At 50.2% G+C, this 13,019-nt stretch carries 13 protein-coding genes, 5 tRNA genes and 1 pseudogene; 10 read left to right on the forward strand and 9 right to left on the reverse strand.

Annotated elements, in window-relative coordinates:
• Positions 1 to 5 precede the first annotated feature (5 nt).
• On the forward strand, positions 6 to 887 hold the full coding sequence (locus tag PHI12_04615; protein ID MDD5510075.1) for an ARMT1-like domain-containing protein: 882 nt from the start codon (positions 6 to 8) through the stop codon (positions 885 to 887).
• A gap of 106 nt (positions 888 to 993) precedes the next feature.
• Here PHI12_04615 and panC read toward each other — a convergent pair whose 3' ends face one another.
• From panC to PHI12_04650, 7 genes and pseudogenes are all read right to left on the reverse strand, one after another.
• Positions 994 to 1,824 carry a pantoate--beta-alanine ligase gene (gene panC, locus PHI12_04620; protein ID MDD5510076.1) on the reverse strand — a complete coding sequence of 277 codons (831 nt, stop codon included), beginning with the start codon at positions 1,822 to 1,824 and terminating at the stop codon, positions 994 to 996.
• 32 nt (positions 1,825 to 1,856) lie between these two features.
• Positions 1,857 to 2,684: a 3-methyl-2-oxobutanoate hydroxymethyltransferase gene (gene panB / locus PHI12_04625; GenBank protein MDD5510077.1), complete on the reverse strand. Its 828-nt coding sequence runs from the start codon at positions 2,682 to 2,684 to the stop codon at positions 1,857 to 1,859.
• A gap of 49 nt (positions 2,685 to 2,733) precedes the next feature.
• The gene (locus PHI12_04630) at positions 2,734 to 3,108 is read right to left on the reverse strand and encodes an aspartate 1-decarboxylase (GenBank protein ID MDD5510078.1); all 375 of its coding nucleotides are present in this window, start codon (positions 3,106 to 3,108) and stop codon (positions 2,734 to 2,736) included.
• Positions 3,109 to 3,110: 2 nt separating this feature from the next.
• Positions 3,111 to 3,641, reverse strand: coding sequence for a DUF2520 domain-containing protein (locus PHI12_04635; GenBank protein MDD5510079.1), 531 nt, complete (start codon positions 3,639 to 3,641; stop codon positions 3,111 to 3,113).
• A 30-nt stretch (positions 3,642 to 3,671) separates the two neighbouring features.
• Positions 3,672 to 4,007 (reverse strand): annotated as a pseudogene (locus PHI12_04640) (NAD(P)-binding domain-containing protein).
• Positions 4,008 to 4,262: 255 nt separating this feature from the next.
• A complete protein-coding gene (locus tag PHI12_04645; GenBank protein MDD5510080.1) occupies positions 4,263 to 4,715 on the reverse strand; it encodes a hypothetical protein in 453 nt (150 codons plus the stop codon).
• 214 nt (positions 4,716 to 4,929) lie between these two features.
• Positions 4,930 to 5,397: a universal stress protein gene (locus PHI12_04650; protein ID MDD5510081.1), complete on the reverse strand. Its 468-nt coding sequence runs from the start codon at positions 5,395 to 5,397 to the stop codon at positions 4,930 to 4,932.
• A gap of 193 nt (positions 5,398 to 5,590) precedes the next feature.
• Here PHI12_04650 and PHI12_04655 point away from each other — a divergent pair.
• The 5 genes from PHI12_04655 (at position 5,591) to PHI12_04675 (ending at position 6,062) form a co-directional block, all read left to right on the forward strand.
• Positions 5,591 to 5,666, forward strand: a tRNA-Phe gene (locus tag PHI12_04655).
• Positions 5,667 to 5,677: 11 nt separating this feature from the next.
• Positions 5,678 to 5,749 (forward strand) — tRNA-Gly (locus PHI12_04660).
• Positions 5,750 to 5,752: 3 nt separating this feature from the next.
• Positions 5,753 to 5,841, forward strand: a tRNA-Leu gene (locus PHI12_04665).
• A 62-nt stretch (positions 5,842 to 5,903) separates the two neighbouring features.
• A tRNA-Gln gene (locus PHI12_04670) sits at positions 5,904 to 5,977 on the forward strand.
• A gap of 9 nt (positions 5,978 to 5,986) precedes the next feature.
• A tRNA-Asn gene (locus PHI12_04675) sits at positions 5,987 to 6,062 on the forward strand.
• 123 nt (positions 6,063 to 6,185) lie between these two features.
• Here PHI12_04675 and PHI12_04680 read toward each other — a convergent pair.
• On the reverse strand, positions 6,186 to 6,506 hold the full coding sequence (locus PHI12_04680) for a hypothetical protein (protein MDD5510082.1): 321 nt from the start codon (positions 6,504 to 6,506) through the stop codon (positions 6,186 to 6,188).
• Positions 6,507 to 6,599: 93 nt separating this feature from the next.
• On the reverse strand, positions 6,600 to 7,280 hold the full coding sequence (locus PHI12_04685) for a vitamin B12 dependent-methionine synthase activation domain-containing protein (protein MDD5510083.1): 681 nt from the start codon (positions 7,278 to 7,280) through the stop codon (positions 6,600 to 6,602).
• Positions 7,281 to 7,581: 301 nt separating this feature from the next.
• On the opposite strand from PHI12_04685, the gene PHI12_04690 reads away from it, so the two are divergent.
• From PHI12_04690 to PHI12_04705, 4 genes are all read left to right on the forward strand, one after another.
• Positions 7,582 to 8,040: a ferritin family protein gene (locus PHI12_04690; GenBank protein MDD5510084.1), complete on the forward strand. Its 459-nt coding sequence runs from the start codon at positions 7,582 to 7,584 to the stop codon at positions 8,038 to 8,040.
• A 272-nt stretch (positions 8,041 to 8,312) separates the two neighbouring features.
• Positions 8,313 to 9,128, forward strand: a complete 816-nt coding sequence (locus PHI12_04695) for a formate/nitrite transporter family protein (protein ID MDD5510085.1) — start codon at positions 8,313 to 8,315, stop codon at positions 9,126 to 9,128.
• A gap of 272 nt (positions 9,129 to 9,400) precedes the next feature.
• Positions 9,401 to 9,910: an NAD(P)H-dependent oxidoreductase subunit E gene (locus PHI12_04700; protein MDD5510086.1), complete on the forward strand. Its 510-nt coding sequence runs from the start codon at positions 9,401 to 9,403 to the stop codon at positions 9,908 to 9,910.
• 11 nt (positions 9,911 to 9,921) lie between these two features.
• Positions 9,922 to 13,017 (forward strand): FAD-dependent oxidoreductase, encoded by a 3,096-nt coding sequence (locus PHI12_04705; protein ID MDD5510087.1) that lies wholly within the window; start codon positions 9,922 to 9,924, stop codon positions 13,015 to 13,017.
• Positions 13,018 to 13,019: the final 2 nt, after the last annotated feature.

The following is a 13,019-nucleotide window of genomic DNA, read 5'->3' on the forward strand; positions in this document are numbered from 1 at the left end:
ATATCTTGAAGACCCGTCTGGATTGTATACCCTGTTTCTTCAGACAGGCTCTGGGAGTTGCCAGAGCAACCACTGACGACATAAATATTCACCGCCGGGTGCTGAACGAAGTAGCCGGTTTGATACCGGAGTTACCGCTTGAGATTACACCACCAGAAATAGCTCAGAGGGTTTACCGTCTCACCTACCAGATTACCGGTAACAACGATCCCTATCAAGCGGAGAAGAGAAAGGCTAACGAAAGAGCCCTCGCTCTTTATCCCTATCTGAAAAAGACAGTCGCTGATTCTGATGAACCACTACTTACCGCCAGCAAGCTGGCAATCGGGGGAAATTCCATAGACCTGGGGCCCACTTCAAGATATGCGGCAATCAACTCTATTATCGCCCCGGCGCTGGCCGACAATCTTAGCATCAATGATTATGAGATACTCTGCAACAGCATCAATGAATCCAGGCGTATTCTTTACCTGGGAGACAATGCCGGGGAGATCCTGTTCGACAGGATACTTATCGAAGAAATCAAGCAGATTAAGGACATTCGCGTTGACTTTGTGGTCAGGGAGAGCCCGATTATCAATGACGCCACAATGACTGATGCGAGATACGTCGGCCTGGATAGAGTGGCTAATCTCATATCCAGCGGCTCAGATGCTCCGGCCACCGTTCTGTCCCAGTGCTCTGACAAGATACTTGAGCTCTATTACGCCGCTGATATGATTATTGCCAAGGGGCAAGGGAACTTCGAGTCCTTAAGCGAAGAAGAGGGGAACATATTTTTTCTACTTAAGGCAAAGTGCGATGTAATTGCTAAAATACTTGAGGTGGGAATTGGTGGCGCCGTACTCAAGAAACAGACTCTGTCACTATCCCACTCGGTCTTGTAAAACAAGCTTACCTTAACCGGAAACAAAAAGGGGTAAAGATAAATCTTTACCCCTTTAAGTATGGTCCAAGGCTTACAAGAAGCCGTAGAGCACTTTCGAAAAGAGATTATAACACGATATTATCGATAAGTCTAGTTCCTCCGATTCTTACCGCCAGCGAGACCAGAACCGGCGGTTTAACCTCATCCAGCTCGTTCAGGGTATCAGTACCGGCTATAGAGACGTAATCAATAATGGCCAGCGGTTCTTTCTCAATCAGCGCTATCATCTCCCGCCTCAAGCGTCCGGCATCCGTCTCCCCCTCCCGCCATAGCCTTTGCGCCAGACAGAGCGCCCGGTAGAGTACCAGCGCCGCCCTGCGCTCAGCAGGGTTAAGGTAGATATTACGGCTGCTCATCGCCAGCCCATCCGGTTCACGCACGGTAGGCAAGGTAGCGACTTCCAGATCCATATTTAGATCAGCCACCATCTTTTTAATCACCGCCGCCTGCTGAGCATCTTTCTGTCCGAAATAAGCTCGAGTCGGCCGGACGATATTAAAAAGCTTGGCCACTACGGTAGCAACACCCCTGAAGTGACCGGGGCGGCAGGCTCCCTCCAGACGCTCGGTTATTTTGCCACCATCCACATAGACACCGAACCGCCCGGGGTACATCTCGGCAGCCGAGGGCATAAAGACGGCATCAACCGCCTCCTCTGCCAGCAGAGCCAGGTCACGCTCGATATCACGGGGATAGCTGGCAAGGTCCTCCTGCGGGCCGAACTGCGTCGGGTTAACAAATATACTGACCACCACCGACCGGTTTTCCGCCCTGGCCCCCCTCACCAGAGAGAGATGACCCTCGTGAAGATAGCCCATCGTAGGCACGAAGCCGACCGGTTCGGCAAGCTCCCGCCTCAGACACCTCATCTCGGCTATTTTTTCGACGACCCGCACTACTATCCACCTCGCCTCACGGGGGCAGCAAGCTATTTGCTCAGTCTGTCTAGTATGCTCTCGTCCATCGAGAAGCTCTGCTGATCGGTGGGGAAGAGGCCATCCTTTACCTCTCTAACATACTCGGTGATGGCAGCCCGGCTCGCCTCGGCTAATTTAGCATACTGTTTGGCATGCCGGGGTACGAAATCGGTAAACAAACCCAGAATATCGCTGATGACCTGGACCTGGCCGTCACAGCCGGCGCCAGCCCCTATGCCAATGGTAGGAATACTGATGCTCCGGGTAATCAGCGCCGCCAATGGAGCGGGTACCGTTTCCAGGACAACGGCAAAGGCGCCTGCCTGATCCAGGGCACGGGCGTCCTCAATCAGCCTGGCAGCGGCCTCGTCACTCTTGCCCTGTACCTTAAAACCACCCAGTTGATTGATCGACTGGGGTGTCAGGCCGATGTGTCCCATCACCGGTATCCCGCAATTAACGATGCTCCTTACCGTCTCCGCCATATGTACACCGCCCTCGAGCTTAACCGCCTGGGCGCCAGCCTCCTGAATAAAGCGGGCGGCGTTACGCTGGGCATCGGTAACATTAGCATAGGTCATAAACGGCAAATCACCGATTACCAAAGTGCGGCTGGAGCCTCTGACCACAGCCCTGGTATGGTGCAGCATTTCATCCATCGTCACCGGTATCGTCGACTGATAACCCAGGACCACCATTCCCAGGCTATCCCCGACCAGAGTGAGCGGCACTCCCACCTCATCGATGATGCCGGCCATAACATAATCATAGGCGGTCAGCATAGCGATTTTCTCGCCCTTCCGCTTCATTTCCTTTATTTCGTTAATGGAAATCCGCACTTTTTCTCCTCTCCTTTCTCTATCTTATCCGGAGGAACCGCACCCGTCCTCAGTATAGGAAAGGCGCAACCGCCTGTTTACTTTTAACGATGACATTTTGCGCATCAACATAGACCAGTGTAGGCACCAGATTAAGCGCCTCATCATCACTAAGATAGCAGTAGGTAAGGATGATAACCTTGTCACCCTTAGCCACCATCCTTGCCGCAGCACCGTTTAAGCAGATTTCACCGCTTTCATCCCCCTCGATAGCATAGGTAGTGAAACGGGCGCCGTTATTGATGTCCAGAACTTCCACCTGCTCGTAGGGGAGAATATCGGCCGACTGCATCAGATGCCTGCCAATAGTAATACTGCCTTCATAATCGATATTGCATTGAGTAACCCGGGCCCGGTGGATTTTACTCTTCAGCATTTTTCTCATTATTATCTTCCTCCCCTAGCTTCGGTAAACTTCTCTTTCGTACCTTTCAGCACCGTCTCCAGTTCCTTCGCCCGCCGTCCGTCTATCTTTCCCTTATCCAGGGCAACCGGAATGGTCTTCAAGCCCAGTTCCCGGTAGGTAGAAAGCAGGTCGGGGGCCGCCTCTTTAAGGGCATCGAGGTGCTTGCTGACTGTCTTGATATCTCCCCTGGCGATTGGGCCGGTAAGACAGCCGGGAATGCCGACGGTCTCAATATTACGGATGGTACCCCGTATCAACGGCAGCAATGCCCGGACAGCCTGCTGCCGCGGGATTCCAAAGGTCTGCCACAAATCAGCAGCCAGCTTCTCCAGGGTGACCAGATAGTTGCAGGCAAATACTGCCGAGGCATGATAGACCACACGGGCTGCTGCCGTCAGCTCAATCCAGTGAGCATCGAGAGCGGCAGTGATAGCCTTAAGTGTTTCCAGCAAGGGAGGCTCAGCCTCGATGGTGACGGTAGAGCCGGGAATATTCTCAAGAGCCCTTTCCACACTGGCAAAGGACTGCAGGGGATGAAAGACACCGGTACTGGCTCCCGCCTTACCGGCCGGTGCCAGAATATCAGTCGATTCGGACCCACAGCAGTGAATCACCCCCTGCCCGCGACGCCACTTTACCTGCTCTGCCACGGAGGCGATGGCATCATCGGGGGTGGTGATGAAAACAAGTTCAGCAGCATCAGCCACTTCCTGACTGCTGCTCATCACCGCACATCCCTTGACTCTTTCCGCCAGTTTTCCGGCTGAAGACCGGCTCCGGCTGGACACGGCTACTACCGGGTAGCCCTTGCTGTTTAGCCTAACTGCCAGGGCAGTCCCTACCGTCCCCGCCCCGATAAATCCAAGATCCGGCATAGCTGCTCTCTCCTCGGACCCAAATAAAAATGCCTCCTCCGCCTTTTAACAGAGAAGGCATTAAACAGAAATCCTGATTTTTCTGCCGTCTCGGTCATAACAGATCCAAGCGACTAAAATGCTCATCCTTATTAATCTACTGAGCTCACCGCCGCCCAGGTCGGTGGCTGGCAACTACCACAAACCCAAGTATAGAAAACCGGACGGATTTCGTCAAGTCCGGTACACTGCCGCCGGGGGAATAAGCCAGGTCAGTTGTTACTTTCCGGCATCCAGTTTGGCCAGGCATTTCTCAGCCAGATTGCCGAATACGGGTACCCGGTAGGTCGTGCCATGATAGGTCCGGTACATCAGGATTGCCCATAGTATCCACCAGATTGCGAAGAAAATCCCGAACACAACCATGCCGGCAATAAACATCGGCGAAAACAGACCCCATCCATAACCGACGCCCCAGACCAGGGGGCTGCCGAAGTTGCTGGCAACACCCCAGATAATATGGAGAATGCCGAAGGTAACCAGAGACTGCATGGCATGGAAACGGATCATGTTGTTCTTCTTCTCGATAACAAGGAAGATGATGCCGGTTACCCAGAAGCCGGCATAACACAACAGTCCCATCTTGTTCTGCTTCATTTGCGTATCAGACTCACCACTGGCCGTTTTATCTACCCCCTTCACCTTCTGCTCTTTCTCTTCCGGTGAGACCATTAAAGACCTCCTTAACAAAATTACCTGCATTGGCTCAGGGGCACTCCACAGGTGTGATATCAGCTTATATTGGACATCCACCCGGTGTCAACACCCTTAGGAATCTGAAACAAAACGGTACAAGAACAAACCCGCCAAATCCCCGGGATAGCCTGAAGGTCTGTTCCCGAAAACGCCCCGACGCCGGTCACAGGCGAGTCTGCATCCGGACGCCTCATCCGGTCCGAAAACCGCTCGGCGTGACTATCAGCACGGGAACTGGAGAATGGCTGGACACCCTGTTAGCCACACTGCCGAAGTGCCAGCGTGACAGGCCCGACTTGCCGTGTGTGCTCATAACAATCAGGTCAACACCGTTCTCGGTAGCATAGTTAAGTATCTCATCTGCCACAGAACCATGGGTTACAGGTACCATCACAGTCTCAGCAGATAGGCCATTCTTCTTCAAAGTGCCGGCCACCCGGGCGAGATACTCTTGAACGGATTTCTCATATTTGTCCTCTTCCTCACGGTAGCGGTCGGCCATGGTAATAGTTGACTTAAATGATATCAGAAGGGGCTCAATTACCTGCAGTAGTACCACCTCTTTAACCTGGCATCCTCGAGCTATCGCCTTGACATGTCCAAGAACGTGCTCGCTGATCTCTGAACCATCCAGTGGCACCAAGATTTTTTTGTACATCTCGACTCCTTTCAACAAGATTATGTAGCACAGGGTGATGCGATTATTGACCTGAGTTTAGCCCCCTTTGGATACCTTGTCAATAGCAAGAAAGTTTAATCCTGAGCAGAAGCGGGCGATTTGACGAATGTCTTGAATCATTAAGCAAGCCCGGTTTGACGGCGTGACCCCACTAGGTTAAAATAACCTTTGTGCCGAGGTAGCTCAGCTGGTAGAGCAGCGGACTGAAAATCCGCGTGTCCTCAGTTCGATTCTGAGCCTCGGCACCACTACATAGCGGGCGGAAGTGGCTCAGCGGTAGAGCATCTCCTTGCCAAGGAGAGGATCGCGAGTTCGAATCTCGTCTTCCGCTTGTGCCGAAGTGGCGGAAGAGGTAGACGCGACAGTCTCAAAAACTGTTGGGGAGCAATCCCCGTGTCGGTTCGAGTCCGACCTTCGGCACCATTAGGGTTGCTGAAGGGCGAAACGACAGCTTGAGGCCTGATTTTATGCTATAATAATCCCGTTGCCGAGTTGTGTAGCGGTAGCACGGAGGACTTTGAATCCTTTAGCCCTGGTTCGAATCCAGGCTCGGCAGCCACGATAGCAATCCCCGGTAGCTCAATCGGTAGAGCGGGCGGCTGTTAACCGCTAGGTTCAAGGTTCGAGTCCTTGCCGGGGAGCCAATTATTCGCCTAGCTTTTTGCACTGCTCTACTTACTTAAATCTCTCAACATGCCCCCGGGAAGCACTGTAGCGAGCAAGAGGGGCAGCACGATGAGAATAGTCTACAATTTTTTCTCTCTTCTCTATTCATCAGAGTACGTCCTAGCATACTGGAACTCCCGATACTGCGTTAACATATCCTCCAGCATCCGTTTAGTGTAGCCCGGTTGTACTGATTCCAGGTATTTGATATGGGCTTTAACCAGTTCCGGCTGCTCCTTAGCCAGGATAATACCCTTAGTCATTGCCTCGCCAACCATTTTTGTAATTCCGCCCAGTTGCTTCTTTTCGTCTGCCGACATCTTGTGGTAGTCCTTGGTGCTACCGCCATACTGCTTGTAGGTACTTACGCCGATCCACTTTATGAAGTCGGAGATATGCTGTGGGTCTATGTGCTCTGCCATAAACCGCCTCCTGTATATACGAATGACCGTACGATTTTATCACTATATTCAGTCCCGGCGCTATCCCAATTCAGTACAGCATCCAGTACGGCTTCAGGCGCCCGTATATTTACCGGCCAGATCGGGGGCATAGGGAGCCTTGCGCCCGGTACACCTTTCCCTCGAGCATAACCGGCAGCTCTCGAACCTGGTCTCAGTGGGAAAGTATATCCCGGAGATAGATTTCAGCGGAACCATCAGGGACTCATCGGTAAGCCTTACCCCAATGGCTTCCTCGACATTACCCAAGATGGAAAACAGCTCTTTCTGCTGGGTTATCGGCCAGGACTCCAGAGAGCCCGGCCCTATTTCCGATATCTGCCCCAGTTCGTATCTCCCGGTCAGATGTCCCTCAAGATGGCGCACCGCCATTTCCAGGACCATCTCCTTAATCTGGTCCAGGTAGTAACACCTGATACAATCACCGGACGGGACATCTATGTCATCCAACTCCCTGCCGCAGGTCGCCACGAACGGAAAAACACGACCTACTTTATCCAGGCTATTCCGGAGAACACGGCTGGTGAACCTTACCCCATCAACCTCAAGCGAGTCTTCGGTTCTGTTATCGACATAGCAGACCTGATAGATAACCTTAGGCCTGGCAACGGGAAGGACAACCGCAATCAGCTCCCGGATACTATTCAGCATATCCGACCTTTTACTACGTATATTTATCCGCTCCAGCACCTCTCCGGCATCCAGGCTGACCGGTATGTCGCTTAATATTCTCATAAAACGGCTCAACTGAGGTAACTCTACCCGCTACTCCCTTCATTAATGAATACCCTCAGGCCCAACCGGTTGGCCTCTGCAAAATTATAACAGATCCACCCTTTTCGGCGGCATCATTGCTTTGGTATCAGATTGTATCGCAGTTCTACCATCCGGCAGCCGCCCCAATATCATCGCAACATAAGATAAGCCCCAGCACAGAGTTGCCCTATTACACTATTACAACATACACAATTTCTATTATTGCATTATGATCTGCAATATAGTAATATAATATCGGCTATTTTGTGAGGAAGGTGTTATGAAGGATCCAGTGAATATCGACACCATTTTAGACTCCGCAGTTGAACGTGAGAAAGAGTCGCACGCATTTTACAGTAGTGTGGCGAATCAGTCGCGTGATCAGAATGTCAAAAAGACCTTTCAGCAACTCGCCGTAGATGAACTAGGGCACATGGATTTCCTGAAGAAGTGCAAAAAAGATAAAAATTTGCTACGAAATCTGCCAGTACCGCAAGATTACAAGGTGGCAGAAGCCACTGAGGGGCCAATCCTTTCTACTAACATGAAACCGCAGGAAGCAATGGCTCTGGCGATGAAGAAAGAACAGGAAGCCGCAGAGTTTTATTCCAAGCTGGCTGCTTGTGCAATTGATTCGACCTACCGTGAGACTTTCAAAGGGCTAGCCAACATGGAAATAGGGCATAAAACCCACCTAGAGACCATTTTCGTCGACATTGGTTATCCGGAGGCGTGGTAGATTATCAAACTTAGGCTATGAGCAGTCCCGTCTGTTCACGCACGGTATGGATCGATGGCCTGAACCCTTTGTTTGTTCCGGGTTTTGTTTGGTGATCAACTTAGTAACGGGCTACCTGAATATCAACACTAATATCAGCAGTATCGAACGCACGGTTAGTTAATAGAATATTCGTGTGACAGTGGAGCTCAAATCGGGACCGATTTCGCCAACTCAGAGTACAACGACACTGGTCAAAATATACTAAATTAATATATGTAGGAGGTATATTAATGGCGTTCAAGTCACCACGTGATATTGCAGAGGCGGCGTGTACAGCAGGTTGTGCAAAGATACAATCACCCAAAAGCAAACTGATTGTCTTAGCTTTCCTTGCTGGCGCATTCATTGCTTTTGGCAGCCAACTGGCTGTCACCACTGCCGCCGGTAGCCCCTGGCCGGCAACAATCCCGGGCATACAGAAACTGATCTTCGCCAGCGTCTTTCCTGTCGGACTAATGCTGGTGGTTATTGCGGGATCAGAACTTTTTACGGGCAACTGCATGGTTCCTTTCATATCTTGCCTCGAGGGGAAAGCTAGGTGGATCGGGTTGTTCCGGAACTGGTTTCTTGTCTATATCGGTAATTTTATAGGCGCCCTGTTTGTCGCCTTTTTCTTAGCTCATCTGACCGGTCTCCTCGCTAACGACCCCTGGAATACCTACATTGGTAATATTGCAGTAGCCAAGACTTCTCTTAGCTGGGGAGCGGCATTCTGGCGTGCTGTGGGCTGTAACTGGCTGGTGTGCCTGGCCGTATGGATGGCTATAAGTGCCGATGATATTGGGGGGAAGATTCTGGCTATCTGGTTCCCTATCATGGCTTTTGTCGCTCTGGGTTTTGAACACAGTGTAGCGAACATGTTCTTCCTCCCGGCAGCCATTTTCACCACGGGTAAAATAACCTGGGCTGCGATGATTGTCAATAACCTTATCCCGGTCACCCTGGGTAATATATTAGGCGGTTCCTTCTTCGTTGGAACAATATACTGGTGGCTATACCAGAGAAAGAAGGACTCCGGGGCTCAGTGCAGTACGGTGACGAAATAGGGATCTCAAGACTGATCGTATAAGCAGTTAGTTTTTTAACATTCCAGCAGGATGTTATCCTGCTGGAATGTTGCTGGTGTGGTTGTAACTTCCTGACCTGCTCCTGAAAGCGGTATCAGCTGTTCATTGGGATTGGGGATCGTTACCAGTTTAGCTTCAGGAACGGGTACTTGATAGCGAAGAAAGTTGCGGTGAAAAAAGATTTCTTGAAAATAATACTGGCTCTTGAAATGAGGGGCTAGAATCAAGGTAGGAGGGAAATTGGCATCAAGATGATGAAAGAAAGTGAAACACAAGCCAAGATAGTGGGAGAAAACGGTTTTGGGGAAGAAGATTTCCAAAAAGTCGCCCAGATAGTCGTGGCTAACAAAGGTAAAGCCGGCGACATCATCAGAATTTTGCAGCAGGCGCAAGGGCTATTCGGCTATCTTCCTGTACCGATTATCGAAAAAATCTCGCAGCTAACAAAGATCTCCAAAAGTGAGATCTACGGTATCATTAGTTTCTATTCATTCTTCACCATGGTTCCTAAAGGTAAATATGTTATCCAGGTTTGTATGGGCACCAGTTGCTACGTAAGGGGTGGTGAGAAGATTCTCAACCATTTAAAGAAAGAGTGGAAGCTGGAACCTGGTAGTATCACCAGTGATGGGAGATTTTCCCTTCAAGAGGTTCGCTGTCTGGGATGCTGCGGACTATCTCCTGTTATTGCTATCAATGAACATGTCCATCGTAGAGTTAAACCCAACCAGATGAAAGAAATCCTGAATTCTTATCGGTAGGAAGGTCTATAATGAAACAATTGAAATCAGTAAAGGAACTAAACAGCCTGTACGAACAGGCCAAAGCAAACATAGCAAAGCTAGACAGTAAAATCCAGGTCAAGGTTCACCTCGGAACATGTGGCATTTCTTCCGGTGCAGACAAGGTACTCTCGGCATTCAACGAAGAAGTGAACCGGCGTAAGTTGACCGATGTTGTAGTATTAAAGGCAGGCTGTATCGGGCTTTGCGGACGTGAACCTACTGTAACCGTAATTACTCCCCAGAAAGGAAAAACTATCTATTACAATGTCGATGAAGAAAAGGTAAAGGAAATCATCAAAGAGCATCTGGTAAAGGGTACCCCTATTAATAAGTGGGCCTTATCCCTCGATGATCCGCTACTTAAACTCCAAGAAATCCGTATCATGCATAATCAGGACATAGACCCTACTAGTATTGAAGATTATATTGCCCGTGGTGGTTACCTTGCTCTTGGCAAAGCTATAAGTAGCATGAAGCCAGAGGAGGTTATCGAGGAGGTTAATAAAGCCGGACTCCGCGGCCGTGGTGGTGCTGGTTTTCCTACAGCAACTAAGTGGGGTTTTGTGCGTAGTGCTGTTGCTCCGGAGAAGCACGTTGTTTGTAACGGCGATGAAGGTGATCCCGGTGCTTATATGAACCGTGCTGTTCTTGAGGGTAACCCGCACTCCATTATTGAAGGTATGACCCTCGGTGCTTATGCAATAGGTAACGTTAAACAGGGCTACGCTTATGTCCGCGCTGAATATCCGCTAGCCATCGAAACTTTGAATCATGCTATTCAACAAGCCCACGAATATGGTCTTCTCGGTAAGAATATCTTGGGAACCAGTTTTGAATTTGATCTTGATATTTTCCCTGGGGCTGGAGCCTTTGTCTGTGGTGAAGAAACTGCACTATTAGGATCTATTGAAGGCAAGAGGGGTAATCCCCGTCAGCGCCCTCCCTTCCCTGCCAACGTCGGCGGTGGTCTTTTCGGCAAACCAACAACTATTAATAATGTGGAAACTTGGTCTAATGTTCCGCAGATTATATTAAGGGGATCCGAATGGTTTGCTAGTGTAGGCAGCACTACAAGTAAAGGTACCAAGACGCTATGTCTTGTTGGTAAAGTAAATAACCCGGGGCTCGTTGAGATACCACTTGGAACTCCGCTAGGAAAAATTATTAATGATATCGGCGGGGGTATACCTGACAGTAAAAAATTTAAAGCTGCCCAGTTAGGAGGCCCCTCCGGTGGCGTTATTCCAGTCGAACATCTGAATACCCCCGTTGATTACGAGTCAATTCCTGCTCTTGGTGCTATCATGGGTTCCGGTGGCGTTGTTATCATGGATGAAGATAGCTGTATGGTAGACATCGCCAAGTATTTCCTCCAGTTTACAAAAGGTGAGTCTTGCGGCAAATGTACTCCATGTCGTGCCGGTATTCCCGAGATGCTGGATATTCTCAACAAGATCAGCACCGGTAAGGCTACATTAGCCGACCTGGATGCTCTTATGGAATTGGCAGAAATGATTTCTTCTGCTTCACTCTGCGGATTAGGACAGACCAGCCCCAACCCGGTTCTGACTACACTACGTTACTTCCGTGATGAGTATGAGGCGCATATTATTGATAAAAAATGCCCGGCCTCCGTCTGCTCAGGACTATTTCGCTCTCCATGCCAGCATACCTGCCCTGTAGAGCTGGATATCCCCGGCTACGTCAGTTTGATCAAGGAAGGCAGGTTCACCGATTCCTACAGTCTAATCAAACAGCGTAATCCACTGCCGGTAGTATGCGGACGGGTGTGTCATCATCCCTGCGAATTCAAGTGCAACCGCGCTCAGGTTGACGAACCGATAGCTATCAGGGATCTGAAGAGATTTGCTGCCGACTACGCTTACAGTCATGGGTTCAAATACACCCCCAAGATGAAGGAGAAAAAGGCGGAAAGAGTGGCTATTATCGGGGCCGGTCCGGCCGGGCTATCCGCAGCCTGGGACCTTGCCCTGGAGGGCTACCAAGTTACCATATTTGAAGCTCTCCCCGTAGCGGGAGGGATGCTGGCGGTAGCTATTCCGGAATATCGCCTGCCCAATGACATGCTTAAAAGGGAAATTCAGGACATTGAAGACCTCGGCGTGGATATCAAGCTGAACACCCCGGTCAATGACATTGACACACTGTTTGCCGATGGTTATAAGGCGGTATTCATCGCCACCGGCGCTCATCAAGGTACCAAAGCGGGTATTCCCGGTGAAGAACTGCCCGGGGTATACGATGCAATTGAGTTCTTGAGAGAGATTAATCTGGGCAGACCGCTAAAGGTTGGTCAGAAGGTAGCCGTTATCGGCGGCGGTAACTCGGCAATCGACTCTGCCCGGGTCTCTTTGAGAAAAGGGGCCAAAGAGGTACACATATTTTACCGGCGTGAAGAACGGGATATGCCGGCGATAGTTGAAGAGATAGAAGCGGCCAAGGAGGAGGGCGTGGCGCTCCATTTACTGACTGCGCCAACCAAGATCCTGGGTAAAAATGGAAAAGTAGCCGGACTTGAGTGTATCCGCATGGAGCTGGGAGAGTTTGATCGCAGCGGGAGGAAGACCCCCAACCCTATTCAAGGCTCCGAATATGTGGTGGATGTGGATATGGTCATCGAAGCTATCGGCCAAAAACCGGATACCTCTTTCATCAAGAACGATACTATCAAAACAGGAAAAGGCGGAATAGTAACCACTAATAAACGGACCCTGGCTACCAGTAGAGAAGGGGTTTTTGCCGGCGGAGATGTCGCCACCGGTCCCCAAACGGTCATCGAAGCTATTGCTGCTGGACAGAGAGCAGCCTGTTCAATAAGAAGGTACCTCAATGGAGAGGAGCTAACACCTCTGGTAGAGCGTAACGGATATAAACCGATTGCATACTCTTCCGAACCACCCAGTGAAGAGGAGCTTAAGGAAAAGGCCAGAATCAGAGCTTCTGAAATCGCCATGAGCCAAAAGACTTCTTCATTTAAGGAAGTGACCTTAACTTATTGCCCGGAAGAGGCAATGGAAGAAGCATCAAGGTGTCTTAGATGCGACATGGAGGTTGGAGAATAAAT

The sequence above is a fragment of the Dehalococcoidales bacterium genome, from assembly GCA_028716225.1.
Taxonomy (GTDB): Bacteria; Chloroflexota; Dehalococcoidia; order Dehalococcoidales; family UBA5760; genus UBA5760.

Bases quoted from the DNA above. Each gene is read 5' to 3' on its own strand.
- PHI12_04630 (MDD5510078.1), bottom strand. From the start codon at position 3,108: ATGAGAAAAATGCTGAAGAGTAAAATCCACCGGGCCCGGGTTACTCAA.
- PHI12_04645 (MDD5510080.1), bottom strand. From the start codon at position 4,715: ATGGTCTCACCGGAAGAGAAAGAGCAGAAGGTGAAGGGGGTAGATAAA.
- PHI12_04650 (MDD5510081.1), bottom strand. From the start codon at position 5,397: ATGTACAAAAAAATCTTGGTGCCACTGGATGGTTCAGAGATCAGCGAG.
- PHI12_04680 (MDD5510082.1), bottom strand. From the start codon at position 6,506: ATGGCAGAGCACATAGACCCACAGCATATCTCCGACTTCATAAAGTGG.
- PHI12_04685 (MDD5510083.1), bottom strand. From the start codon at position 7,280: ATGAGAATATTAAGCGACATACCGGTCAGCCTGGATGCCGGAGAGGTG.
- PHI12_04690 (MDD5510084.1), top strand. From the start codon at position 7,582: ATGAAGGATCCAGTGAATATCGACACCATTTTAGACTCCGCAGTTGAA.
- PHI12_04695 (MDD5510085.1), top strand. From the start codon at position 8,313: ATGGCGTTCAAGTCACCACGTGATATTGCAGAGGCGGCGTGTACAGCA.
- PHI12_04700 (MDD5510086.1), top strand. From the start codon at position 9,401: ATGATGAAAGAAAGTGAAACACAAGCCAAGATAGTGGGAGAAAACGGT.
- PHI12_04705 (MDD5510087.1), top strand. From the start codon at position 9,922: ATGAAACAATTGAAATCAGTAAAGGAACTAAACAGCCTGTACGAACAG.